The organism is Pseudoalteromonas sp. Xi13 (assembly GCF_003952205.1).
Classification (GTDB): domain Bacteria; phylum Pseudomonadota; class Gammaproteobacteria; order Enterobacterales; family Alteromonadaceae; genus Pseudoalteromonas; species Pseudoalteromonas atlantica.
Window position 1 is genome coordinate 382,147 of sequence record NZ_CP034440.1, and the last position, 26,211, is coordinate 408,357.

Below are 26,211 nucleotides of genomic sequence, written 5' to 3' on the forward strand. Positions count from 1 at the left end.
CATGGCAAAAATGCGGCTGTTAGATTTAATTCTCTCTAGCTGTTCAAATCAAGACTCATTCATCGAATATTTTATGCGCTCACTGTAGTGCCATTTTTAATATTTCGAATGGAGTGTTCTTCACTAAGGGCTTTGTCAAAGCCTACAACATTAAATGCAAACCACTTCTCACCTTTTAAATTGCATTCAAGCAGCTCAACATTGTTGCTAAAATCGTTTAAGAATAGCGGCGAATATTTAGGGGATACTACAATTGTTGAAACACCCAAACCCGCTATATCAGGTTTTTGTAAGTTTTGGTGAGCAGTACTAGGCTCTATCAACCAATCAACGCCCAACGTTCTCCAATTGTCTCTCATGCTCATACCGTCGAACATTAACAACTGGCCCTCGGTCAATTGAATAGTTTGTTCGAACCCCGTTCCATTAAGTGAGAGAAACTCATCAGGCTCGACACTCACACTGTATACTTTATTAAATTTGTTTGTCATTAAGCATTACCTTGAGTCAATAATGAAATACGTTTTTGAAATTGAAAATCTAGGAAGCGATTCATTATTCACTAATATTAAGCAGTGCAGTAACAACCACTGGTTTTATTAAGTAACAGTTCGCTGTTAAATCCAGCTACAAGATTATTTATAACCGTTTCAACAAAACCACTGCCCTGCGCGCAGCCAAGCCCTTGAGAAAGTGGGCCGGCATAAACAAAGTCACCTTTATCGTTAATCACCACAGCAGCTGGTGTAGCAGGGAGCAGTATTTGTAAAGAGGCTGTTTGCTCAATATTGATAAGCGTAATATTTTGCGCTTTAGAAAACGCAGCCAACTGTTTTAAATGAGGCTGGGCTTGCTTGGTGCAGCCACAGTCAGGGTCAGTAACGATAATCAACGAATTATGCTTTTCTGCTGTAAACCCTATGTGTTGTTTAAATTTAGTAAACCACCCTGGTTGTTCAAGCACGCCATAGCTGTCAAAAACGCGCAACTGATTATATTGATAATAAACTAAACCAGAAACCGTCAATACTAACCACAGAGCAATCACTGCGCTCATTTTAATGGATGAATTACTTAAATTTAGCAATGCTTTGCTCTAATACCGCAATACTTACGTCGATCATTTGTACTTTAGCGGTTAGTTTTTCTACCACTTTGGTATCTTGATATTGGCTTTGCTGCATTTGTTCTGTGCTTGAGGCTATTTGTTTTGTGTTTACAGCTTGCTCAGCAACAACTTGCGCTACAGAGTGAGTACTTATGCTGACGGCTTTTATTTGCTCACTCATGGCGCTTATGTTTTCTTTCATGGTGGTGCTGATATGCGTTAAATCAACAACAAAATCGACACACTGGCTCATAGATTGAGTTGACGTTTTACTGTTTGTAACTAAATCTTTTAATGTTAAAGCAATTTTATCTGTCGTGGCTTTACTGCTTGTAGCAAGCGTTCTGACTTCATCGGCTACAACAGCAAACCCGCGGCCATGCTCACCCGCTCTTGCGGCTTCAATGGCTGCGTTAAGCGCAAGTAAGTTAGTTTGCTCTGCAATGCCCGATATTTCATTTAACAGCCCTGATATTACATCGCCAGCGGCCACTAAATGATTTATTTGCTCTTCTGTATGATTAAGTAAATTAAGTAGCTCCGTGCTTTTAGTGTCTGTTTGCATAACGTCATTTAAGGCGCTATTTGCAGCTTGAGTAATGTTATCTACTTGCTGCTTTAACACTTCGCTTTCATGCTCAACTAAGCTAAAGCCCTGTGCAACTTGAGCACCAGAGTCAGCTATATCATTAGTTTGTTGCTTTCTTTGCTCTGCCCCGCTTGCTAGCTCATCGTGTACGTTTATTAATTGCTGCGAATTTTGCTGCAGTGAAAGAGACTGCGTTTGCACTTGCCTAATTACATCTGATAAATAACCCAATAAAGTATTAAAGCCCGCTACTGCATTGCTATTTTTATCATCGGCCCTAAGCGAAAGCTGTATATGCTCAGGGTCTTGCATAATGGCTTCGGTCGCTTTGGTTAAAGACACGCCAGCTCGGCGCTCTTGTTGTAGGGTTTTAGCAATATAGCCTGCTACAAACACTTCTACTATTGCATAGCCGGCATGTATAAGCACCGTAGTAAACGCCAGTCTGTCAGGGTCAAATACATAAAAGCCGGTGTTTTGTGTTTGTAAAAAGTAAAAGCTTAAATGATGAACGGCCACAAAAATAATGGCCGTAATAAACACCTGCCACTGCACAAACATGATCAACATGGCCATTAAGATGAATATTTCGAAGTGTATTTCTATCAACCCAAAGGCTTGTTGTATGTGCAAAAAAGAAAACATCATAATTGCCGCAGCAACAACATGACCTGTGATTGGGCTATTTTGCTGAGTTTTAAGTAACCATATAGGCATTAAACTTAAAGGTAGGCCGACTATAAATGCTTGTGTAAGTGTCCCAAAGTACAAGCCTAGGGCGATAGACTCTACAAACAAAAAAATAAATATTATGGTGAATAAACGACTTACACTATTCATAAATACCTTTAATTATTAAAATTTTTTTAAACAAAATCAGGGGTTGTACGTATTAGCTAATAATTACGACCACATTTAATTATCAATATAGCCTAGCCTGCCAACTTTACTTAATAATTGATAAAACCGCTTTAAACTCAGGTAATGCTGCGTTTTTTGCCCACTGAAAAATGATACTTTCTACGCTTGTAATTATTGCACCTGCCTGTTGTAACTGCTCTAGAGCTAGCGATTTATGCATCGTATTACGTGAGCCCACAGCATCTGCAGCTACATGTACCTCAAACCCTTGTGCTATTAAATCTAAGCAGGTTTGTAACACACATACATGCGCCTCTGTGCCTATTACTATAATTTGTGAACGCGTAAGCTTTGTAAACACAGCATTAAATGCAGGCTCATTACACGCACTAAAATGCGTTTTTTCAACAGTCTGTGCGTTTATAAGGGTGTTTTTTAAAAGGCTGTTTGTACCACCAAGCCCTTGAGGATATTGCTCAGTTACTATGCTAGGAATTTTAAAAAGGGCGCTTACGTTGGCAATTTTTATTGCCCACTCTAGTAAATTAGAAAATTCGCTAATAGCGGGAGAAAGCTTATCTTGAATATCTATCACTAATAACACGCTGTTATCTGCAGATAAATTTTTGTGACTAACCATAACACCCCGTTTTTAAGTAATTATAATTAGTAAGCGTAGCTTAAATGATTATAAATAACTAAATTAGTGCTTTAATTTAGTTGTTATAAGTTGTAATCCACATTTTAAAAAATGTGCTATATTTAACTTTTATATGTATATCCCCTGCCCTAGAGCGAGTTTATTAGTGCGATTGAGTATTTTGTTTTTTCTCTTCACCACTGTATGTTTTCTTTGTATTACTAGCGTATCGGCCTCCACAAATTATGCTCAACAACTACAACGAATATCTACCGATGAAGGTTTATCCCAAAATTACGTAACTAAAATTTTGCAAGACGATTTAGGTTATATTTGGATAGCTACAGCGCAAGGGCTTAATCGATTTGATGGCTACACGGTAACCCCTTTTGATGGCGGATTTACCCTTAACGAAAACTTCATCACTACACTATTTAAAACGCATGCAGGCAATATAATTGTTTCTACTGAGCTTGCCGGCGCCTATTTAGTTAACCCAAAAACGTTAACTACTCGTAATATATTTTCGGGCAATCTTGCAGGTAATACAGCTAGTTACGCTTCAATTGAAGCGATAGCCCAACACCAAGATACCTTTTACCTTGCCATTTTAAACAACGTGTATTCACTTAACTCTAAAACAAATTCACTTACTTTAGAGTTTACAATAGGCAATGAAAACAGCGTGGTGCGCGCGTTAAAATATTACAAAAATACGCTATTTATAGGCACACAAACGGGTTTATTTAGCTACGACCTAAAAACAGAGTCATTAACCCCTCTTAATTTACATACTCCCGATAAACAAACAGTCGATAACAGTAATGCTAAGTTTTTATCTGTAGACCCCGCGCTAGGATTATTAGTAGGCACCGTTGAGGGCATGTACGCGTTAAGTTTAAATAGCTCAGCAGGAGCAGCTGCAACTCAAAGCACTAAAAGCGTGATTGCTGATTACAATATTTGGGATTACAGCAATACACCCTATGGCGAATTTATTGCCACAGAGCATGGCTTGTTCGAATTTAACCGAGAAAAGGGCACCACTGAGTTAATTCTTAGCTTTGATCAAAGTAAATTTAATATTACCGAAAATACTATTAACGATTTAATGGTCGACTCAAGTGGCGTGTTTTGGCTGGCGTCGCGCACTCAAGGCGTCCTTACTTGGTCAATAAACACACGGCGCTTTAACAAAATCACCCTACCCGAAAACAACTATATAAACAGTATTTACCAAGACGATGATTTAACTATGTGGTACGGCACCGATAATGGCCTTGCTCATGTAAATGCTAAAAACAAAAAAACCTACTACCTAACCTCGCAAGACCCTAAAGCGGTTTATGGTGAATACGCTATTTTTGCAATTAATAAAGCGCATTTAGAATCCACTTCACGGTATTTATGGCTAACGGGGTACTACAGTTTAATTTTATTTGACAAAGAAACAGGCACAGCCGTTGCTAAAAAAGATTTAAATAACGCACTGTCTGAAGGTGCGGTTATTTATGGTTTGTCTGAGGTAGCCCCCGACACATTCGCTTTTTATAATGATCACAGTTTTTATGTGTACAATGGCAAAACAGGCTTAACGCGCGAAATTAACGGGTTAAAACAACATGTAAACCCTTTAGAGGCCTATACTTTTCATCGACCTTTTGATGATTACCCAAATGAATTTGTATTAAGCACAACTACCCACTTTTACCGCTTTAACGAGCAAACAAACACCCTTACTACTATTTATAAAACCAGCAAAAAAGACAGCCAAAATTACCACACAGTCGAAAACTGGTTAACCGATAAAAATAACATTTTATGGTTAGCAACAACCAGCGAAGGCTTAGTGGGTATTGATGCGCAGAGCTTTGAAAAAAAGCACCACTTTAACGTAAGTAACGCTTTAAAAACGCAGTCTATTTATTCACTTATTAGCGATGAGTATGGCTATTTATGGTTTAGCAGTAAAAATGGTTTGTACCGCTTAAATACCGATACGTTAAGACTGCGAGTTTTTACAGTAAAAGATGGTTTATCGGTTAATTTATTTAGTACTTTAGGGGCAATTACGCTTAAAAATAACACTGTAATGTTTGGCAGCAGTTATGGTGCGATTTCGTTTAACCCCGCTGAGTTTTTACAGCAAAGCACGCAAACAACAACCTCAATAACCGATATTACTTTAATGTCGCGCGATTTAGACTATCAGCCAAATCAGTTTGCCACCTCTGCATTGCAATTAACACATGAGGATATGGGTTTGGAGGTCAGCTTTTCTAATTTTGATTTTCAAAATAGCGCGGAAACACGGTACAAAATTACGCTTCAAGGACCTACTTCGCTAGAGTATGATGATTTAAAAGCAAACAAAATATTTTTTACAAAGCTCCCACCAGGTAATTATCAATTAAAGGCCAGCGCGTATAATTTTAATAGTGCGACCGAGTCAAAGCCGGCGCTGTTAAATTTTAATGTGGCATACGCGCCGTGGAAGTCTCCTTATGCGTATGCGGCTTATATTTTAATTATTATAACTGTGCTGTGTTTACTGTTTTGGCAATACAGAAGCAGACAGCTAGCCATAGCTAATGCGCAAAAAGCGACAATACACTCACAAAAACAAACCGAGCTTGCGCTCAGTAACAATAAAAGTGGCATTTGGGATTACCATTACAGCGACGATTCGGTAAATACAAACCGGGGGAGTGAGCTTGGGTATACTAATTTGCCCAACCGTATTCCATTAAAACATTATTTAGCTTTAATTCACCCTGAAGACAAACCGCGGGTTATTTCGCACTGGTTAAATTTTACCAAACAAAAAAAGCATGAGCATTGGCAAGCAACTTACCGGTTAAAGCATAAGCTTGGCCATTGGTTGTGGTATCAAGATTTAGGGCAAATTATTTATGACGAACAAACAAATAAACCGGTATCTGTATCTGGCATATATACCAACATAACAGAGCAACGTGCCAATGAGCAGCAAGCCAACATTTTAGGTGAGGCGTTTGGGCAAATAAACGACTGGCTGCTTATTCTAGATAATAATTTGGTGCCGGTTTCTGCAAATAACAGTTTTATAAAAACCTTTTCGCAAACTCATAAACATCCGCTTAGCTTAAAAGTGTTTGTTAATGCGATAGGTAAAACGCAATGTAAAAGCTATGCCAGCACATTAAAAAGCTTAACAGCAAAACAAAATTGGCGAACTGATGCCGTTATTAAAACTGCAACTAACCCGCACCACCCCATACATATAAGTGCCACTGCAATCGCTAAAGATACACATAGCATAAGTTACTATGTGATTGTTATTTCGGATTTAACCGAGCAAAAAAAGGCAGAAGACGAGCTGCGCTATTTAGCCAACTTCGATCCCCTAACACAATTGCCTAACCGCAGTTTAATGCATCAAAAAATTGGTAAATCGGTTAAAAAAGCTCATCAGCAGCTCACTCAAAGCGCTTTACTATTTATAGATTTAGACAAATTTAAACCGGTAAACGACACATTTGGCCACGCAGTGGGAGATCAACTACTGTGTAATATTACCCAAAGAGTGAGCGCTATGTTGCCAAGTAATGCCACGCTTGGCCGCCAAAGCGGTGACGAATTTTTAGTGCTTATTGATAACGTAGAAGACATAGCCGCACTAAATAACATAGTCAAAAGTATTAGCTCAGAACTTGCCAATAAGGTCATTATCGAAGATTTTTCTATTAATATATCAGCCAGTATTGGCGTGGCTTTATACCCATTTGATGCCAGCTCGACCGATTTACTGATCAGAAACGCAGATGTAGCCATGATGCATGCAAAGCAAGCTGGCCGAAACGGGTTTAAGTTTTTTAACGACTCGATGAATGAGCAAATAAAACAAAAGCTCATCCTCGAAAACGATTTAAAAGACGCCGCGAAAGATAATCTATTATTTAATCACTACCAACCCATAATAGACACGCACGCACAAACAATAAATGGGGTTGAGTTACTTATGCGCTGGGAAAATAACGGCCAATTTGTCTCGCCGGCATTATTTATCCCTATTGCTGAAGAAACAGGCCTGATAGAAGCATTAACTGAGCAAGCTTTAGAGCGCGCGCTAACTGAGCTAGCCCCTACATTGGCCAGCAACCCATTATTTTATATTTCACTTAACTTGTCGCCAAAGCACATTTTAAGGACGAATATAGCAACCAAGCTGACCAATATATTAAAACAGCATCAAATGAGCCCAGTACAACTGCGCCTAGAAATAACAGAAAACATACTGCTAGAAGACAAGCAAAAAGCCGCAAAGCAACTACAAAAGTTAAAATCGGCTGGTTTTAAGCTGTTACTCGATGATTTTGGCACCGGCTACTCATCACTTACTTATTTGAGCCAGTTCCCTATTGATGTCATTAAAATAGATCAAAGCTTTGTTAACAGTATTGGGGTTGATAAAAGTGATGAGTCGATCATCAAAACCATTTACACTTTAGCTCAAAACTTAGAGCTTTATTGCATAGCCGAAGGCGTTGAAACTAAGCAACAAAAAGCCTTTTTAGAAGGGTTAGGTTGTCATGTTTTACAAGGTTATTATTTTGCAAAACCAATGCGGGCAGAGCAATTACAAAACCCCGAAACACATGAGCATATTCACACTTTAATAAAAAGCTAGCTATGAATATGCTGGCATTCGTGGCTTTCAATTTGCAGTACGCTGCTTTTAACATTAAAACGCGCAGCGAGGAGTTTTTCTATTTTTAAGCGGCAGGCTTCATCGTGCTTTTCAATTGTACAATGCTCTTTTAACACCACGTGAGCGCCGACAATAATATCGCTGTCTTTGCGCGACACCGTCACATTATGTACGTTATGCACATGCTCTAAATCGGTAATTGACTGCTCAATATCCTTCACTTTAGGCAACTTAGCGTTATTAAAGAACAGCCCCTTAATACAGCTCGTGATCACTTTACCGCCGGTAAATAACACAAACGAGGCAATTAGCATGCTCGATAAAATATCAATAATGCTCCAGCCCGTAAAATAAATAAGTACGCCAGCTATAAACGTAGAAATGGTCGATATAATGTCAAAAAACGAATGTAAAAATACAGCGTACACATTAATGCTTGCTTTGCGGCCTTTATAAAGTACCCACGCTGCAGCACCATGAAATAAAAACCCCACAGAGGCAATACTCGACATTAAAAAGCTGTTTATTGCTAAATCATGGCCATCGTTATGATGGGAAATTCTCTCTACACCTTCATATAAAATAACGGAGCTTATCGCCAAATACAGTAAACCATTAATTAAACCACCAATGAGCTCAGCGCGTTGATAGCCATCGTTATAGGTTTTAGCAAAATGAATTGCTAAGCTTGAGGCAATAAGGGCAATAAATAGCGAGCTATTATGCACAAATAAGTGCCCTGCATCGGCAAGTACAGCAAGCGAATTAGCGTAATAAGCGCCAATTACCTGAATTACCATAAATGAACATGTTATCGCTAAAGCAATAAGTAACCGACGACGAGACGCCTGGTGTGTAGTGATTTCTGTCATGAAATGCTTGAAAAACCTATACTTAAAATGCAAATAAGCCGTCAGGTGGCTTAGAGTAGAAAAGGGTAATGATATACAGTAGCAATTGTAATACGAAGCCCTCTTAAACGCACTAAAAACTTAGCAAAATAGCTAAAGTTGTACTAAATAACATAGTAGGAACAATTAAATTGTATGTAAAATCAACGGGAGCAATGAGTGGGCTTAAAACCAATCGAAGATATGTGGAGTACTATAAAGCTTATTCCGTTTGCCGTTGTACTTTATGATGCTAAAACACAAGCCTATAAAGCAAACACTCAAGCGCAGAGTATATTTGATTTACCCTCACAGCCAACATTAAAAGATGCAGACTTTAAGCACCTCACGTTAAGTAGTACAGAAAGTAAAAAACAATTTACTGTTACGCAATTGTTTGAAAAATACTTAGTTATAAATACTAACTGCCACGTATTTTTACAAAAACAAACGCAATGCCTATTACTAAACGCCAAACTTGCTTCGCTAAATAGTCACTTACACATTGCTACGTTTGAGATAATTGAACACAACGAAGATGCGCAATATAACTTTGATAAAATTATTTCAAAAATTTCTACCGACTTAATAGATATTCAAATTGACGATATTGATACTCATATAGAGTTTGCGCTTAAAGCCATTGGCACTGTATGCCATGCCGATAGGAGCTACTTATTTAAATTTTCTGAAGATGGTAAGTCAATGCGTAACACCCATGAGTGGGTTAACCAAGGGATTCAGCCATTTAAAGATCAACTACAGCACATACCAAAAAACTCACTTCCCTACTTTGCTAATTTAATGGGCACCACACACTTATTTAAAGTAAATGATGTTGCCAGCCTCTCAGAAAAAGCGACTAAAGAAAAACAAGAACTTGAGCGTGAAGGTATTCAATCGGTACTGTGTATTGGCCTTCGCTACGATAAGGAGCTAGTAGGCTTTATTGGTTGTGATTGTGTAAAGCAAAAACGTGAGTGGACAGACTTAGACTTAATTAGGATAAAACTAGTAGGTGAAATAATCGCTAATGCGTTTAAAAACTTAAACTACAAGCAAGAGCTTCAGCATATTCAACAACAGCTAATTACCGCAAATCAAAAACTTAACCACCTTGTTAATACCGACAGCCTCACCACAATTGCAAACAGACGCTGTTTTGACAAAGCACTAGAGAGCGAAATTAAACGCTGCGCACGTGCTAAGCAACCGGTTAGCTTAATTATGTGCGATATAGATTTTTTTAAAAATTACAACGACAGCTACGGCCATCAACAAGGCGATGAAGCCTTAGTTAAGGTGGCAGCTGCGCTTAAGTCGCAATGCCGACGCGAAGGCGATTTAGCCGCGCGCTATGGCGGTGAAGAATTTGCCGTCATTTTACCGGCAACTAATGAGCAAGACTGCCAACAATTTACCCGCTTAATTCAACAAGCAATTAAAGCGGCAGACATAAAACACAATAATTCTACCGTAAGTGAGTACTTAACATTAAGTATCGGTTTTTATTCAGCCACGCCTGATAAAAATAGCACGCCGCAGTGCTTTATAAGTAAAGCCGATCAAGCACTCTATACCGCAAAAGAAACAGGCCGTAATAAGGTGTGCCAATTTACATAACTAAATCTATTATAAAGTAACGGGCGGCTCTAGCTGCCCGTTTTTTATACCTAATATTTTAAATACATTACCTTGTAATGACTGGTTAGTTTTTACATTACTGTCATCTGCAGAAGTTACAAATAGCCACTGTGCGTTGTTGCCACCAAACGCAACACTTGTAGGTTTTGTTGCAGCAAGTGGCAGTGTGTTTAAAACCTCCCCATCTGGCGATAAACACATAACGCAGCCCATATCCCATACCGCAAGCCATAAGTTGCCAAGGGCATCAATCACACAGCCATCTGGGTCCACTTGGGTATTTTTAAATTGATAAAAAACTTGGGCGGGTAATATAGGCTCGCCGCTATCTGGGTTTACATTTAAAGTAAAAATACAGCTGGCTTTTGAGTCGCAGTAATAAGCACGTGAGCGCGCTTTATCAAAACATAACCCGTTGGGAATGGTTAAACCTTGCACCACGCAATTGAGCGAATTTTGATAAAAACGGTAAATTTTACCTTCTCCTGAGCGGGCGTTTGTATCCATAGTGCTTAGCCAAAAACCACCCCAGGGGTCAGCTCGACCATCGTTAGAGCGCCGTGTGGGCTGGGTATTTTCTAAAAATGTAAGCGTTTGGCGCACCCCAGAAGCTATATGGTATTTATAAATACCCGTACTGGTGCCAATAATAAGGTGTGCTTTATCAAGCCACGCTAAAGCCGAAACCGTATCTTGCATTTCAACTTGTGTTAGTGAGTCAGGCTTTGTTAAGCACTTACTTAGCAGGAGATTTTTTTCTATATCTACCCAAAATAGCGTTTCAAGCAAAGGGTGCCAAAGCGGGCTTTCACCTAACTTATTTTGCACGTTACTAAATACGGTCACACTTAAGTCAGTCATAAATAACGATTCTTTAATATTAACAAAGCCTTGTATTAATAAATACTTTATCAGAAATACCCAACACTTACGATTAAACTAAACGTATTAGCAACTAAATGCTTTTGCTAAGCCAAACAGTGCACTAATACCAAATAGCTTAATTAAGTGATTTAGTTTTAAATACTAAACCATATTGATTACAGGATAAAAGCTTCGTTACTGGTCTGTTTATATCAAAATTTTTAGCGCCGTTAGCGCCAAGTTTAATCCCTTGAGTGAATTAAGTAATGTGGCAAATGGGTATAATTATTTCAGCATTTTATCGCGCTTTACCTGGTTAGTTGGTAATATCATCAACAGGGAGGTAATAGTATGATTAATAATAACAATAAACATTCTTTAGTGGTTGAGGGAGGTGCAATGCGCGGTATTTTTGCCGCCGGCGTGCTGGATGAGTTTTTAGCGCAGCGCTATCAACCTTTTACTAATTACTTTGGGGTTTCTGCTGGCGCTACCAATATAGCCGCTTATTTATGCCAACAACCTAAACGAAATTACCATGTTATTACCGATTTTTCGTGTCGGCCTGAATTTATTAACTTAGCGCGCTTTATCAAAGGCGGCCACTTATTTGATTTAGATTGGCTGTGGCAAGCAACCATTAAAGAGATCCCCCTCAATACAGAAGCCTTTGCAAAGGCGGCTCACGAATTTTATATCGTCTCTACAGCTATCACCACAGGGCAGCCCCATTACCTCAAAGCAAGTAGTGATGCGATGGTAGAGCAACTTAAGGCATCGTGCGCGATTCCAATTGCGTATCGTAACTACCCTATAATTAATGATATTGCGATGACCGATGGTGGCGTAGCAGACTCTATTCCCGTAATAAAAGCATACGAAATGGGCGCTCAAGAAATAACCGTGGTGCTTTCTCAGCCACTAGGCTATAGAAAAAAGCCAAGTAAATCTCAGTGGTTAACTAAAAAACTTTATAAAAACTACCCTGCTTTAATAAAAAGCACGATTAACAGAGCGCATGTTTATAACAGCAGCATAGATTTTATTAATAATCCGCCTGAAGATTGCAAAATCAATATTATTGCTCCACCGCCTCAATTTAGAGTGGGCCGTACAACAAAAAATGTTAAACGCCTTAAAGATGGGTACAAAATGGGAATTGAAACAGCCAAAGCCTTTTTAAGCTAAGTGTGTTGTTTCCCTTTAGATAGCGCAACCAGTATGCCCATTACAGTAAACGCTGCAATAGTGCATACAATCCCCGCTAGCACAGCGTAAACATGTATAAAAAACGCTAAGGCAATAGCTATTAAAGCACAACAATACAGCCACTTATAGGCTACATTGTAGTGCTTACTTCTCATTAATAATAAAGCGGCCAGTAAACACGCTAGTGCAATAACTATCATAACGGTGCTCATGCTGCTTTTACCTCTGCAAGTGCTATGGCATCAGGTTTTGTTTTTAAGTATCCCCATAAAAACGCCAGTCCCACAATTAAAAAGCTAATATCTGTAAATGCCACTAGGGTACTGTTTGCGTTAATAACATTATTAACGCCCAATACACTATTAAGTGGTAAAACACTTATTAAGAATAAGGCGCAAAGCAACAAAGTTGCTCTAAAGTAGTTTTTATAGTTTTGCCAAAATGCTGCAATTACTAGCCATACTAACCACGTGTAAAAAAATACCGGCCCAAAGTAAGCATTGTGCTCAACACCAGCCACGGCATAGTTTAAAAGTACTTGCACAGGGAATAACACACAACAAGCAAGCACTAAACCACCGCAACTGCCTATAATAAAGCGGTTCCACCTTGCATACGCGTCAGCGCTAAGCGTTGGTGTGCTGCCTCTGGTACGCTTTGCTAACCACATCATCATGCCTGAAAGTGGCATTAAGGCACATGCTAAGCCAAGCATTACCCAAAGTAACTTCACAAATAAACCTGCAAAATTACCAAAATGGAGTGGGAAGAGTACTTCAATAATTTTAATTGATACCCCTGCAATATCGCCAAAACTACTCATTGAAGTGATGTACTCCCCTTGCCCATTGTAATGCAATAACTGAGAAACCACGGCTTCGCCTCCTAAAAGGCGTAAATACACTTGTGCGTTAGCATCGTTATGCGCCATTACCGTGGCATCTAAAATAACAGCGTGTGGGTAGCGTTGCTGCGCATCACTTAAAATAGCGGTTATGTTAGTCGGCTGATTTACATGACTAATTATTGGCTCAGGAATAGCTGTAAAAGTTTCTATCAACTTATCTTGGTCTCCTCCAAAGCTAACAAAAGCTGCTGCAGGTAGTAAAATTACGGTTGCGAGCCCTAAAAATGCGCCACTAAAGCCAATTACAATATTAAAAATACTGCCCCAAATGCCCATTACTTTGTGGCCGTCACTTATGGTTACATCAAAGCCTTTAAGCCACCTAAAGGTGAACAGCTCTTTAATTAATTTACGATGTATAAATAAGCCAGTTACCGTACTTACTAATAATGTTAAACCTAAAAACCCAGTTAAAATAAGCCCTATAGGTCGCCCTAAATGTAAGTCAGCGTGAAACTCACCAATGTAGCTGGCTGCATCTGTTTTTCTATTGGCATAATATTGCTTACTGGGGCCATAGTAGGTATTTACCAACGCTAAGCTCGCTGGGTCAAATTCAAATGCCCAAAGTACTTCTTGCTGGTAATTTTCATCACCATGGTGCGATTCAAATACTAAAGCCAATAAGTGAAAATTATGCCCTGTTGGCATAAACACATGAATGTTTTCACCAAACTCTTTGGGCACTTGAGCGTGGTATGTATTAACTAATGTGCTTATTTCACTATTAGGAATATGTTGAGTTTGCTGCAGTGATTGGTTGGCCCAAATTTTTAGCTCAGGCCTTGCAAGTACTGCTAACGCGCCGGTAAATGCCACAACAAACAATAAAACGGCGGTTACTACGCCCACCCAACTATGTAATAAAAATAGCTTTTTTAAAGTAATTGATTTCATCCTTGCCCCTGCATTAATGCAAAATAACTTAAAATTCCATGCACTAAACACAAAGTGATCATGAGTAAAAATGGCTGCCATGCTTTTTCGCTAATGTAGGCATATATAAAAAGCCCAACCCAAATAATTGGAAACAGTAAAATAGGCAGTAAAATTTGTTCACTCATTTGTAAGGGCAAATAGGTAGTCATCCCGGTGATCATCACCGTAGCGGTTACCAATGCCAATACGCACGCCATTAAATGGCGACGCTTTGTAGCGCTAAAGGTTTTTTTATTATTCATTTTTAGCTCTTTTAATAAATAGCAGGCGCGCACATCTGCATATACAAATAACAACTATTTGCATTATATTGCGCATTTGTAAATTTATACAACATATTATCGTTACTTAATAAGCTAGCAAGCTCCTTTTTATTCGCATAATCAATGCCTGTTTATTTATAAAATTACATTTTTTGAGCATACTTGGTATTTAGGTAGGCAAATATGATGAGCTAAAACTGTTTTTAAATAATCCCAAAAACAACTGCGTTATCATACTGATCAGTGCTTAACTGCTTAGCCCATTAAAATAACGACTAAACAGGCAAATTTTTAACTTTAACAGTCAACAAACTCTATAATTATTGTTATTTTGTTAAGGCATATGCAAAAAGCTAATTGTCCCTAGGCAGGCTCTTTTTGCAGCTGTTAAACAAATCACTATACATTGATAAAATGAGAGAAATTTATGAGCGATAAAATCAATCCAGACGCGTTACACGCACTAAAAATTGCATTTACTTACATGCCGCAAGCAATTGAAGTAACAAAGTACGAATATGGCGAGCGCTATCAAACGGTGCTTGATCATATTGAAGCCGTGCGCGAAGTGTTGCTTATAAACGATGTAGACCCAGAAGAAGTAGGCGGCGACATAAACCCAGAATACACGCCTAATTCTACCTATTAATGGGAAAAGTTTGCTAATTGAGCAAAACAATTAAGTTCGCGTGTTGATAGCCTAACACCCATTACTCAATATATTGCTCAACGGTTTACGCCTGTTGGTATAAACTGTTAAAAACATATAAATAAATGTGCCTATCTGCCGATACGCATAACGATATAAAATACAATTAAGGTAATTGCGGTGAACTTTTTAAGGCGTTTTCACGATATAGTCTCAGACCAAACTCTGGATTTTAATTCTAAAATTAAAAACCTACTCGCGTTTGGCCTAGAAGTGTTCAGCCTTGATGTAGCAATAATTAGTAAAATTGATGCTAATACGTACACAGTATTACATGCTCTAACACCCGATAACGCCTTATTACCCGGTACACAATTTGAGCTAGATGGCACCTATTGCGTCCATACGTTATCTGCGGGCTCGGCGCTATCGTTTCATAAAGCCTCACAAAGTACGATTGCAACTCACCCTTGTTACATAAATTTTCAACTTGAGTCCTACATTGGCGCACCTATAAAAGTAGCCGATAAAACTTTTGGCACGGTTAACTTTTCATCGCCTAACGAGTCAACTGCATTTAGCGACGAAGCCTACGATTACATTGAGCTATTTGCTCAGTGGTTAGGATCTGAATTTGCAAAAATAGACACGAAAGAGCAACTTTTAAAAAATAGCTACACCCTTTCAAAGCTCGAAAACATCGCTAATATCGGCACTTGGGAGGTCGATTTAATCGAGAACAAAGTTTATTGGAGTAAGCAAACTAAACGCATTCATCAGGTAGCCGATGACTACCAGCCAATAGTTGATAACGCAATTGAGTTTTACAAAGAGGGCCCCAGCAGAGAAGCCATAAATAAAGCGGTAGAAAACGCCATAAACAAAGGTGAAAAATGGGATTTAGAGCTTGAGGTTATCACTGCACAAAACCAAGAAATTTGGATTTCGACTTTTGGAGAAGCCGAGTTTAACGAAGGTAATTGCATAAGGCTATTTGGTACATTTCAAGACATTACCGAATCTATATTACTTAGAGAAGCGCTAAAAAAGAAAAAAGCCGAAGCAGAGCATATGTTAGAAGATAGAAGTATGCTATTTGCTAAAATTAGCCACGAGTTACGCACCCCCCTAAATGGCATAACCGGCATGCTCACCACCCTAATAGATGAAAAAGACACTGAAAAACGAGACGAAAAAATAAAAATAGCGCTACGCAGCGCTGATATTTTATTAAATATTATCAACGAAGTACTCGATTTTTCTAAAATTAATCATGGTGAATTAAAACTAGAGCCAACCGATGTACTGCTTAAAACCATATTTAGTGATTTAGCCTCTTTATATACCCCGTTATTTAAAGAAACCCATGTTGAATTAATCATAGAAAATACAATTGATGATAGCTGCTGGGCCTTTTGCGACAGCACACGCCTGAGCCAAATTACCTCTAACTTATTAAGTAACGCGTTAAAATTTACCGAGCAAGGCCATGTAAAACTTAAAACACAGCTCATAAATAATAACGATGCGTTATCTCTTGGTATCACTGTTTCTGACACTGGTCGCGGAATGACCCCTGCCTTTTTAGAGTCTTTATTTTCGCCGTTTACACAAGAGGTTGACGCTAAAAATAATAAAGGGGGCACAGGGCTTGGCCTAGCAATTATAAAAGAGCTTGTAGAATACATGGGCGGCACAATAAAGGTGACAAGTGAGCTACAAAAAGGCTCAACGTTTAGTATTAATATTCCGCTAGAGCTTGGTAAAGAGCAAGTAATAGACGACATTCAATCAAAAATTGAGTTAAACAGCCACTCGCTCAGTGTACTTATTGTTGATGACAGCGATATAAACCGCCGTGTGCTTGATGCCTCTCTTGATAAGTTAAACGTAAAAGCCGACTGCGCCATTGATGGCCAAGACGCTATTTTTAAGTGTAAGCAAAAGCATTACGACCTTATTTTTATGGATTGCATTATGCCAATCCTGGATGGTTTTGAAGCCACTAAAACGCTGAGAGCGCAACGTATTTGCCCTAGCGAAAGCACCTACATTGTAGCGCTAACTGCTAATACATCGTCGCAAGATAAACTAGCTTGCCAGCAAGCAGGCATGGATATGTTTGTCTCTAAGCCGTTTAAGCTTCCGCACATAGAAAAAGCGCTTTCTAATGCCTTAGAACATACAGCTAAAGTAAATTCGCTTTAATTTAGTAAGGACATACTATGAGAAATATAATAAGAACATTACTTTTTACTGTACTGTTGTTAGCCATATTTAAAGGCATTTCTACAGGGCAATGGGGTTCATCAATAATCGTTGTTATTGTATCAAGCGTATTGCTATTAGTTACGTTTATCAATGGGAAAGCATCACGTAGCTCTTCAACTTATACAAGCACTGACTCTTCAATTTATGCTAGTAATAACTCACACTCTAATAATGATTGCGGTGGGGATTCTGGTGGCTGTGATTAATAGAGATATTGTTATAAGCATTAAAAAAGCCGCCTTTGGAGAGGGCGGCTTGGGTTAACAAACAGCTTTTGGGTGTACCTATTGCTGTTACATCAAGAGACGATTTGCCTATTAAGCTGCATTTTGGTCTTGGTTGCTTTGCTCGCTATGGCGAATTAAGTAATCAAACGCCCCTAAGCTTGCTGTTGCACCACTACCCATTGCAATAATGATTTGCTTAAACGGCGTATTTGTCGCGTCACCCGCACCGTAAACGCCCGGTAATGAGGTTGCGCCTTTAGCGTCAATTTCTATCTCGCCAAACTTGCTTAGTGTAAGGTCGCTCTCTTTTAACCATTCGGTATTAGGGATCAAACCTATTTGTACAAAAATACCTGCAAGTGCTAATGATTTTTCCTCGCCTGTTACACGGTCAGTGTAATTAAGTCCGGTTACTTTTTTACCATCGCCTACTACTTCAGTGGTCTGCGCATTTTTAATAATAGTGATGTTGCTTAAGCTATTCGCTTTGCGAATAAGTACTTCGTCAGCGCGCAGCGTGTCAGCAAACTCAAGCACAGTTACATGCTCTACAATGTTAGCTAAGTCGATAGCCGCCTCTATACCCGAGTTACCACCACCAATAACGGCAACAGGCTTACCCTTGAATAGCGGACCATCACAGTGTGGGCAGTAAGCTACGCCATGGCCGCGATATTCTTGCTCACCAGGTACGTTCATTTCACGCCAGCGTGCACCGGTTGCTAAAACAAGCGATTTAGCTTTTAAAGTAGCCCCGTTTTCAAGGGTAATTTCATAACCATTACTACCGCGACCAAGCCCTGCTGCGCGTTGGTTATGCATTACATCTACATCGTATTCTTTAACATGCTCTTCAAGCTGAGCAACAAGCTTTGGACCTTCAGTGGCTTTAATCGAAATAAAGTTTTCGATAGCCAACGTATCGGCAACTTGGCCACCAAATCTATCGGCGACTATACCGGTGTTTAACCCTTTACGAGCAGAGTAAATAGCGGCTGAGGCACCCGCAGGTCCGCCACCGACTACTAACACATCAAACTCGTCTTTTTCGCTTAGTGCTGCAGCTTGCTTAGCAGCGCCTTTAGTGTCTACTTTATTTAAAATGTCGGTCAGGCTTAATGCACCTTGGCTAAACGGTTCGCCATTTAAGTACACAGCTGGTACTGCTAAAATATTGCGCTCTTCTACTTCGTCTTGAAACAGTGCGCCGTCAATCATTGTTGCTTTAATTTTGCTGTTTGTTGCTGCCATTGTATTTAGCGCCTGCACTACTTGCGGGCATGTTTGGCAACTTAAGCTTATGTATACTTCAAAATTAAGTTCTTGATTGAGTGATTCTATTTGTTCAATGTCTTCGCTTTTTGCTTTGCTTGCGTGTCCGCCAGTGTGTAAAAGCGCTAACACTAAACTTGTAAATTCGTGACCCATAGGTACGCCAGCAAACGTAATGTGGGTGTTTTTTTCGGGTGAATGCACAACCATAGATGGGCGACGTGCGCTCGAATCAGGGTTGCTCACTACCGTAAACTTGTCGCTTAATGATGCTAAGTCGTTTGCTAGGCTTTCTACTTCTGCTGATTTTTTGCTGTCATCCAAGGCAATAAGCAGCTCAACAGGTTGAGTAAGCGATTCAAAATGGCTTTTTAATTGATTTTTAATGTTGTTATCTAACATGGCTTAACCCTTTTTAGGAAAATTTAAACAGCAAGCCTCCCATGCCAACTAATGCATGTGCTAATGAGTCCGAGTTGAGATAGGAGGCACCAACAAACGAAATGATGTTGGTTTAAGGGCAGTTACCTGCCCTCATAAAAGTGGGTAAACCTGTATTTAGATTTTACCAACTAGGTCTAGTGAAGGAGCAAGTGTGTCTTCACCTGGCTGCCAAGATGCAGGGCAAACTTCACCGTCGTGAGTTGCAATGTATTGTGCAGCTTGTACTTTACGTACTAACTCTTTAGCGCTACGGCCAATACCTAGGTCATGCGTTTCAATTACTTTAATCTCGCCCTCTGGGTTCATTACAAAAGTACCGCGAAGTGCAAGGCCGTCATCTTCAATCATAACGCCGAAGTTGCGAGTAATACGGCCAGTTGGGTCGCCAATCATTGGGAATTTAATTTTACCAATAGTGTCTGACGTGTCATGCCATGCTTTATGCGTGAAGTGAGTATCAGTTGATACTGAGTAAACTTCTACACCCATTTCTTGTAGCTGCTCGTAGTAATCAGCAACATCGCCAAGCTCAGTAGGACATACAAACGTGAAATCTGCTGGGTAAAAGAAGAAGATTGACCACTTACCTAGTACGTCTTTTTCAGACACTTCTACAAAGTCACCATTGTGGTATGCAGTTGCGTTAAAAGGTTGAATTTTTGTGTTGATCAATGAAGTGCTCATAGTATTCCTCATTTATATTTAAAGTGTTTTAAAGTTACTCAACGCAGCCAAAATGTGTGGCCTTTCGCGTTGGCTTGATTAATACAATAAGCCCATTGATAAACTAAATAAAATTGATTGTTTAGATTAAAACAATCGATTTTTAAGATTGAACTATCCAGCTCTTCTATTCGTAAACGATTTATTACCTGTAAGTGCTAAGAATACTGCTACAATAGCCGCGCTAAAAAACACACAACATAAGGCATGCTGTAATGGAAAAATTTGTTAATCATATTCAACTTGGCTATTTGGGGTTACTACCCTTTTTGGGCTGTGTAGCGTGGCCGCTTATGTTTGGCAGTAATAGCGTTAACTTGGAGTTTTTTACTTTTTATAGCATTGCTATACTGGCATTTATGGCGGGCAATTTATGGCGTGCTGGGATGCAAAGCTACAGCGATGCAATTAAAGCGGTTGTGCCTGTTATACCCGTACCATTTTTATCGTTTATCCCGCTGGAGTGGGCGCTTGCCTGGTTAGGGGCTAGTTTTTGGTTAGTTCTTATCTTTGAAAAAGCCACACCACAATGGCAAACCTACCATCGCGATTATCAAAAAATGCGCTTTATTCTTACCTCAGTGGTATTTGTGTGTCACATACTCACCATTGGTATGAGCCTCTACCCAAAATAACCTTGCGCTGCTTAACCTACTAGGCGTAATAGTGTAACATCCGCGCACTGCTATTTAAGGACGCACCATGATTAATACATTACGCCAGCAGCTTAACGAGCTTGGCGAAAACTACGTAGAAAAAAACGCCGCTTTTAAAATTAAAGTTATTCCGTTTTTTTGCGCTATTAGTATTAAAAAAGATCACAAAAATGAAGGCCGGCTCAGCTTTTACTCAAACCAATTAATAGAAATACTGTTAGTGGTGTTATTTATGTTGTTTGGGCTTACGCTTTATAACCCAGAGGCGGGTTTTACACATGGTCCTATTCATATTGTGTTTGCTATTTTAATTACCTTTAATTTAATTTTAAAACAAATAGCCATTGAAGGGCTTAAAACACGCCTTGCGTTTCATCGTTTGCATGGTGCTAATACAGCGCAAAATACTCAAAGTGCAGATCAAAACACTCACAAATCTAATTAAGTTATGTATTTAAATCCTAATTGGCGAATTCTCACCGTAGGCGATGGCGATCTATCGTTCTCTAATGCGGTGGTTAATCATATAAAACCGGCAAAGTTAGTCGCATCTACTTATGATAGCGCCGAAACCATAGAGCAAAAATACCAGCACAATGCGCTAAGTAGTTTAAAAAAGTGTCATGTTGAGGTTATTAATTGCTTTGATGTAACGGACCCTTTATGTTGGCAAAAATTAGCTGCCCACCAGCACAGCTTTGATGTGGTTATTTTTCAGTTTCCGCTTATTCCTGCCTTTGTAGGGCGCGAAGCATTTGAAAGCAACACCCAAAAAACCAGCATGAACGTGCTTAATCGCGCGTTACTACATCAATTTATTAAATACGCTAACAAATACGCACTCGACAAAAGCGGCCCTATGCTTTGCTACATAACCTCAAAAGATGTAAAACCCTATCGCGAGTGGAATATTGAAGGCAGCTTAAGTAATGGCCTTGAGGCTAAGTACGCGGGCCAAATGCCTTTTGATATTAACCAGTTTGATGGTTACAAAATAAGAAACGTAGACCGTGATAAACACGTAAAAGACACCAGTGGCATCACTTATGTGTTTACGCCTAAAGCAACCTTGGCGCAATCTGACGAACTAAGCACTCACCTTACAAAGCCTGCGTATTTAGGTGAAAATCATTGCTCGCTTTGTCGGGTAGGCCCTTTTATTGCCACCGAAGATGAAAACAAACACCTTAACGCTAAAAAGCACCAACAAATGCTTAAACTAGAAGATGACTGGCAGGCGTGGCTTACTGACTTTTACAACCACACTTTATAACCCTGTTTTATAGCTCAATTTAATTAAATCAGCGGCCTTTTCAGCAATGGCAATAACAGGTGCGTTTGTGTTACCTGTTACTATGGTTGGCATAATTGAGGCGTCAATAACCCTTAAGCTGCGTATCCCGTGTACTTGTAGTTTGCTATTAACCACCGCCATATTGTCGGTGCCCATTTTACAGGTGCCCACAGGGTGATACTCGGTATCGGCAGTTTGGCGAATAAACTCAATAAGCTGGGAATCGTTATTTACATCTAGCGGGTAAACAAAGTTACCACGAATTTTATCAAAGGCGGGGCTTTGCATAATACGCAGCGCTTTTTTAAGCCCTGCAAGCATAAGCGATAAATCATCAGGGTGGCTTAAATAATTAGGGTCGATAAGTGGCGCACTGCGTGGATTGCTATTGGCAAGCCTTATTGTCCCTCGGCTTTTGGGGCGCATAATACTACTGTGAATACTATAGCCATGGCCAAGGTGAACTTTGCGACTATGATCGTCCACCAACCCAATAACAAACTCAAGTTGAATATCCGGCGCAGGCGAATTATCCAACACATTAATAAACGCATGTGACTCAGCAAAATTACTGGTTAACACCCCGCTGCGTTTACTAAACCACTGCGCACACCCTTTAATAATACTTGCAGCGCCTTTTACACTTACCCCAAAGGTGCCTTTTGCTGTATTTGCTTTACACAAAGGCACCACGGTTAAGTGATCTTGTAAATTACCCCCTACTCCTTCCAGTGCATGTTCCAGTGGTATGTTATGCGCTGCTAAATGCGCTTTAGGGCCAATTCCTGAAAGCATTAACACTTGCGGAGAGTTAATTGCACCGGCGCTTAAAAGCACCTCCTTTTTGGCCATTAATGTAATAATTTTACCGCCGCGCTCAAGCTCTACGCCGTGGGCAACCTTATTTTTTATTATGATTTTATTAACGTGGCTGTGGGTAAACACACTAAGGTTAGGCCTATTTAAGTGCGGTGTTAAATACGCTTTTGCAGCACTGCAGCGCTCACCATTATGTTGCGTAACCTGCGAAAGCCGTGCTCCATGTTGCTCAGCGCCATTTATATCGTCATTTAACTGTATTCCTTGCTCGACACACGCCTTTAAAAAGCAAGAGTTTACCGCACTTGGCTTAGTCAGCTCTTGCACATGCAAAGGCCCTGTTGTGCCATGTAACGCGTTATTAAACGTTTTATTGTTTTCGGCTTTTATAAAATAGGGTAATAAACTGTTGTAGTCCCACCCAAGGTTGCCATTTTGTGCCCAGTTATCGTAATCGTATTTATTACCGCGTATATACACCATGGCATTAGTAGAGCTTGACCCACCTAGCACTTTGCCCCGCGGTACAAAGCCACATCGGTTATTAAGCGCCTTTTGCGGTACCGTGTTGTAATGCCAACTATTTATGCCGTATGGCACACTGGCCGCAATACCCGCAGGCATTTGTATTAAAGCGCTCTTATCGCTACCGCCAGACTCTATTAAGCACACACTTATATGCTGATCTTCTGATAAACGCGCTGCCAGCACACAACCTGCACTGCCTGCGCCAATAATAATATAATCAAACGTGTGGTTACTCATAGGTGCCTTTGCAACATCACTATTTAGTTCTTATTGGTAGCTGCTTTTGCTTTGTGCATCCATGCAGTTGTAAATCAGCAGTTTTATTGCAGCATGCTATTCGCTCTATAGTGCATAGATTAAATCCTAAAAACTTGATATTTTTAGACACCCTCTTTAATTTACAGCGCCAGTGTATGAGCAGCCCAATACGTGCCACCTCTTTATATTCAATAGACTCGTTAATTAAAGAACTTGGTGCAGACCCAGCAAGCGTAATGAAAACCTGTAAGGTCACTGTCGACTTTAATAACCTTGAAAACCAATATTTACCCTACTTGAGCTATGCAAATTTATTAGAGTACTGCAGCCACACCCTTAACTGCCCAAGCTTTGGGCTTAAATTAGCAAATAAACAAAACTTTGATATTTTAGGCCACATCGCCATAGCCGCTAAAAGTGGGACTAATTTAGAAGAAGCGCTTAGCTGGGTGGTTAAATATTTACACTTACACAGCCCCGCATTGTGCTTAACAACGCACTCATTAGATAATGACGAGAGCTTATTTTTATCGTTTGAATTTAACTTAAAGCCCCTGCCACAAATAAACCAAGCCATAGAGCTAACGCTTGGCTTAGCCATGAGCATAATTAAAAAATTAAGTAATAATCAGTGCAAGCCTCGCACTGTGTTTTTACCGCAAAAGCTGGCAACTAATACACATGCATACAAAACCTATTTTGGCTGTAAAGTAATAGAGCACCGCAACAGTGCAGGCATTGTAATAAACAAAGCCGACTTATCGATAAAGCTTAACCACAATGAGCTTAATAAAACCGACGCGGCCTTTAATTTTTTAGCTAAACGCAACGAACACAGTCACTCATTACCTGCCCAAGTAAGCGCACTCATAAGGCCAATGCTGCCTATTTATCAGTGTTCAAACCAAACTATTGCTGAGGCACTTAATATGCACCCGCGTACCTTGCACCGTGAATTAGCTAAACATAACACCAGCTTTGTAAAACTTAAAGACACCACACGTCGGGCGCTGGCAGCGCATTACTTGCTTCAAAAACAATACTCTATCAGCACTATTTCAATGCTTTTAGGCTATCACGAACAGGCAACCTTATGCGCAAGTGTTAAACGCTGGTTTGGGTATTCTCCTAGGGCGTGTCGAACTTTGTGGATTGAAATTTATTCAATCTAGGGGCGATTTAATCGCGGCGCGAGGTTTGTAACCTAGTGGGCTAAGTAAAAATCGAGCAACAAAGAGTCAATCGTCCCTAGAAAGAACCCATAGGGCAGCGCATGTTTGGTCTTTATGCTGCGTTATCGCCTATTTATGGGGAATAACCACACTACATAGGCTCTGCCTTGCCTAAAAACCAAACATACTGCTGTAAATTCAACCACCAAAGGTCAACACGCCCTAAAGCATACAGGGCAAAAAAAATGTTAAAGTAACGGCTCTTATTATTTAAGCTAAGGAGCAGGCATGAACTTTGTCATTGTCGGTACAAATTTTATTAGTGATACCCTATTAAGCGCAGCAAATACGTTACCTGCATTTAATTTATACGGTGTGTGCTCACGCAAACAATCAAGCGGCGAAGCCTTTTTATCTAATCACCCCAATACCGATGTAAAAATTTTCACCTCAATTGAGCTGGTATGCCAAGACCCCGATGTTGATGCGGTGTATATTGCAGCGCCAAATAGCCTACACAAGCAATATGCAGTAATGTGCCTTGAAGCAGGCAAACATGTACTAGGCGAAAAACCTTCAGCCGCTAATAGCCAAGAGCTAAATGCTATTTTAACTGCAGCTAACGCCAATAAACGCCTTTACATGGAAGCAATGATGACCACGCATTTGCCAAACTTTGCGCGACTTAAAAATGCGCTGAGTAAAATTGGTAAACCCCGTAAGTTTATTGGCCAATACAGTCAGTACTCATCACGTTACGATAAATACAAAAACGGCGAACGCCCAAATACCTTTTTACCCGAATTTGCCAATGGCGCTTTGCTCGATTTAGGTGTGTATCCGCTTTACCTACTTATAGCACTTTGGGGCGCTCCACAGCGCGTGAGTGCCAGTGGGGTACTATTAGATACAGGCGTAGATGGCGCAGGCGACGTATTATTAAATTACGATGATAAACAAGCCGTTATTAGCTACTCTAAAATTTCTCAAGGCGATAACATCACCGAAATACAAGGTGAGCGCGGACGCTTACGAATACATGCCGTGTCGCAGTTAAAACACATAGAGTTTGTTGCCAATAACGGGGAGGTTGAGGTTATTTCTGATAAATTTGATGAGCACTTTATGAAATACGAAGTTGCGCACTTTATGCAAACCATAAACGCGCAAAAGCGAGAGTCAGATGTTAATACACATCAGCTTGCCCGCGACGTAATGAACGTACTTGATACCGCAAGAAAGCAGCTTGGGGTAGTTTACCCTAATGATAAAAACGCAGCAGCGGACTAAAGTT

23 protein-coding genes are annotated in these 26,211 nt (G+C 39.8%); 11 read left to right on the plus strand and 12 right to left on the minus strand.

The annotated features are described in order from the left end of the window. Positions 1 to 71: 71 nt before the first annotated feature. The 4 genes from EJ103_RS18165 to EJ103_RS18180 all read right to left on the minus strand — a co-directional run bounded on the left by EJ103_RS18165 (position 72) and on the right by EJ103_RS18180 (position 3,198). A complete protein-coding gene (locus EJ103_RS18165; RefSeq protein ID WP_241232333.1) occupies positions 72 to 491 on the minus strand; it encodes a hypothetical protein in 420 nt (139 codons plus the stop codon). A gap of 77 nt (positions 492 to 568) precedes the next feature. Continuing rightward, positions 569 to 1,057, minus strand: coding sequence for a DUF6436 domain-containing protein (locus EJ103_RS18170; RefSeq protein WP_164521651.1), 489 nt, complete (start codon positions 1,055 to 1,057; stop codon positions 569 to 571). A 13-nt stretch (positions 1,058 to 1,070) separates the two neighbouring features. Next, the gene (locus EJ103_RS18175) at positions 1,071 to 2,537 is read right to left on the minus strand and encodes a methyl-accepting chemotaxis protein (protein ID WP_126009157.1); all 1,467 of its coding nucleotides are present in this window, start codon (positions 2,535 to 2,537) and stop codon (positions 1,071 to 1,073) included. Positions 2,538 to 2,643: 106 nt separating this feature from the next. Further along, complete coding sequence (locus tag EJ103_RS18180; protein WP_126009159.1) at positions 2,644 to 3,198, minus strand: hydrolase; 555 nt, start codon at positions 3,196 to 3,198, stop codon at positions 2,644 to 2,646. Between the two features lie 310 nt (positions 3,199 to 3,508). On the opposite strand from EJ103_RS18180, the gene EJ103_RS18185 reads away from it, so the two are divergent. Further along, the gene (locus EJ103_RS18185; protein ID WP_126009161.1) at positions 3,509 to 7,867 is read left to right on the plus strand and encodes an EAL domain-containing protein; all 4,359 of its coding nucleotides are present in this window, start codon (positions 3,509 to 3,511) and stop codon (positions 7,865 to 7,867) included. Here the strand turns inward: EJ103_RS18185 and EJ103_RS18190 are convergent. Further along, the gene (locus EJ103_RS18190; RefSeq protein WP_029774437.1) at positions 7,864 to 8,760 is read right to left on the minus strand and encodes a cation diffusion facilitator family transporter; all 897 of its coding nucleotides are present in this window, start codon (positions 8,758 to 8,760) and stop codon (positions 7,864 to 7,866) included. The two genes, EJ103_RS18185 and EJ103_RS18190, sit on opposite strands and share 4 nt — an antisense overlap. Positions 8,761 to 8,958: 198 nt before the next feature. On the opposite strand from EJ103_RS18190, the gene EJ103_RS18195 reads away from it, so the two are divergent. Then, positions 8,959 to 10,401 (plus strand): diguanylate cyclase, encoded by a 1,443-nt coding sequence (locus EJ103_RS18195; protein ID WP_126009163.1) that lies wholly within the window; start codon positions 8,959 to 8,961, stop codon positions 10,399 to 10,401. A gap of 9 nt (positions 10,402 to 10,410) precedes the next feature. Here the strand turns inward: EJ103_RS18195 and EJ103_RS18200 are convergent, their stop codons facing one another. Beyond that, positions 10,411 to 11,283, minus strand: a complete 873-nt coding sequence (locus tag EJ103_RS18200; protein WP_126009165.1) for an SMP-30/gluconolactonase/LRE family protein — start codon at positions 11,281 to 11,283, stop codon at positions 10,411 to 10,413. 354 nt (positions 11,284 to 11,637) lie between these two features. Between EJ103_RS18200 and EJ103_RS18205 the strand changes: the two genes are divergently transcribed. Next, positions 11,638 to 12,474 carry a patatin family protein gene (locus EJ103_RS18205; RefSeq protein WP_126009167.1) on the plus strand — a complete coding sequence of 279 codons (837 nt, stop codon included), beginning with the start codon at positions 11,638 to 11,640 and terminating at the stop codon, positions 12,472 to 12,474. On the opposite strand, the gene EJ103_RS18210 is transcribed toward EJ103_RS18205, so the two are convergent. Genes EJ103_RS18210 through EJ103_RS18220 form a run of 3 tightly spaced genes read right to left on the minus strand, consistent with a single transcriptional unit; the run spans position 12,471 to position 14,583 of the window. Next, complete coding sequence (locus EJ103_RS18210; protein ID WP_126009169.1) at positions 12,471 to 12,707, minus strand: hypothetical protein; 237 nt, start codon at positions 12,705 to 12,707, stop codon at positions 12,471 to 12,473. The two genes, EJ103_RS18205 and EJ103_RS18210, sit on opposite strands and share 4 nt — an antisense overlap. Further along, positions 12,704 to 14,299, minus strand: coding sequence for a PepSY-associated TM helix domain-containing protein (locus EJ103_RS18215; protein ID WP_126009171.1), 1,596 nt, complete (start codon positions 14,297 to 14,299; stop codon positions 12,704 to 12,706). The genes EJ103_RS18210 and EJ103_RS18215 overlap by 4 nt, the downstream gene beginning before the upstream one ends. Continuing rightward, positions 14,296 to 14,583, minus strand: a complete 288-nt coding sequence (locus EJ103_RS18220) for a hypothetical protein (protein WP_029774445.1) — start codon at positions 14,581 to 14,583, stop codon at positions 14,296 to 14,298. Before EJ103_RS18220 ends, EJ103_RS18215 begins: the two co-directional genes overlap by 4 nt. A 448-nt stretch (positions 14,584 to 15,031) precedes the next feature. Here EJ103_RS18220 and EJ103_RS18225 point away from each other — a divergent pair, with 448 nt between their 5' ends. The 3 genes from EJ103_RS18225 to EJ103_RS18235 all read left to right on the plus strand — a co-directional run bounded on the left by EJ103_RS18225 (position 15,032) and on the right by EJ103_RS18235 (position 17,730). Further along, a complete protein-coding gene (locus EJ103_RS18225; protein ID WP_024032720.1) occupies positions 15,032 to 15,253 on the plus strand; it encodes a hypothetical protein in 222 nt (73 codons plus the stop codon). A gap of 180 nt (positions 15,254 to 15,433) precedes the next feature. After that, positions 15,434 to 17,461, plus strand: coding sequence for an ATP-binding protein (locus EJ103_RS18230; RefSeq protein ID WP_126009173.1), 2,028 nt, complete (start codon positions 15,434 to 15,436; stop codon positions 17,459 to 17,461). A gap of 17 nt (positions 17,462 to 17,478) precedes the next feature. Then, positions 17,479 to 17,730, plus strand: coding sequence for a hypothetical protein (locus EJ103_RS18235; protein WP_126009175.1), 252 nt, complete (start codon positions 17,479 to 17,481; stop codon positions 17,728 to 17,730). A 111-nt stretch (positions 17,731 to 17,841) separates the two neighbouring features. Here EJ103_RS18235 and ahpF read toward each other — a convergent pair whose 3' ends face one another. Together ahpF and ahpC are read right to left on the minus strand one after the other, a co-directional pair. Continuing rightward, the gene (ahpF, locus tag EJ103_RS18240) at positions 17,842 to 19,425 is read right to left on the minus strand and encodes an alkyl hydroperoxide reductase subunit F (protein WP_054981773.1); all 1,584 of its coding nucleotides are present in this window, start codon (positions 19,423 to 19,425) and stop codon (positions 17,842 to 17,844) included. 156 nt (positions 19,426 to 19,581) lie between these two features. Next, complete coding sequence (gene ahpC, locus EJ103_RS18245; RefSeq protein ID WP_126009177.1) at positions 19,582 to 20,151, minus strand: alkyl hydroperoxide reductase subunit C; 570 nt, start codon at positions 20,149 to 20,151, stop codon at positions 19,582 to 19,584. Between the two features lie 254 nt (positions 20,152 to 20,405). Here ahpC and EJ103_RS18250 point away from each other — a divergent pair, with 254 nt between their 5' ends. The 3 genes from EJ103_RS18250 to EJ103_RS18260 all read left to right on the plus strand — a co-directional run bounded on the left by EJ103_RS18250 (position 20,406) and on the right by EJ103_RS18260 (position 22,119). Further along, complete coding sequence (locus EJ103_RS18250) at positions 20,406 to 20,825, plus strand: DUF3429 domain-containing protein (RefSeq protein ID WP_054981772.1); 420 nt, start codon at positions 20,406 to 20,408, stop codon at positions 20,823 to 20,825. Positions 20,826 to 20,892: 67 nt separating this feature from the next. Then, positions 20,893 to 21,291, plus strand: coding sequence for a hypothetical protein (locus EJ103_RS18255; protein ID WP_024032725.1), 399 nt, complete (start codon positions 20,893 to 20,895; stop codon positions 21,289 to 21,291). A gap of 3 nt (positions 21,292 to 21,294) precedes the next feature. Further along, positions 21,295 to 22,119, plus strand: a complete 825-nt coding sequence (locus EJ103_RS18260) for a class I SAM-dependent methyltransferase (RefSeq protein ID WP_126009179.1) — start codon at positions 21,295 to 21,297, stop codon at positions 22,117 to 22,119. On the opposite strand, the gene EJ103_RS18265 is transcribed toward EJ103_RS18260, so the two are convergent. Further along, positions 22,114 to 23,724, minus strand: coding sequence for a GMC family oxidoreductase N-terminal domain-containing protein (locus EJ103_RS18265; protein ID WP_126009181.1), 1,611 nt, complete (start codon positions 23,722 to 23,724; stop codon positions 22,114 to 22,116). The genes EJ103_RS18260 and EJ103_RS18265 overlap by 6 nt on opposite strands. 176 nt (positions 23,725 to 23,900) lie before the next feature. Here EJ103_RS18265 and EJ103_RS18270 point away from each other — a divergent pair, with 176 nt between their 5' ends. Both EJ103_RS18270 and EJ103_RS18275 read left to right on the plus strand, forming a co-directional pair. Further along, complete coding sequence (locus EJ103_RS18270) at positions 23,901 to 24,917, plus strand: AraC family transcriptional regulator (protein WP_126009183.1); 1,017 nt, start codon at positions 23,901 to 23,903, stop codon at positions 24,915 to 24,917. Between the two features lie 288 nt (positions 24,918 to 25,205). Then, entirely contained in the window at positions 25,206 to 26,207 is a 1,002-nt protein-coding gene (locus EJ103_RS18275; RefSeq protein ID WP_004587130.1) for a Gfo/Idh/MocA family oxidoreductase, read from the plus strand. The last annotated feature ends 4 nt before the right edge of the window (positions 26,208 to 26,211 follow it).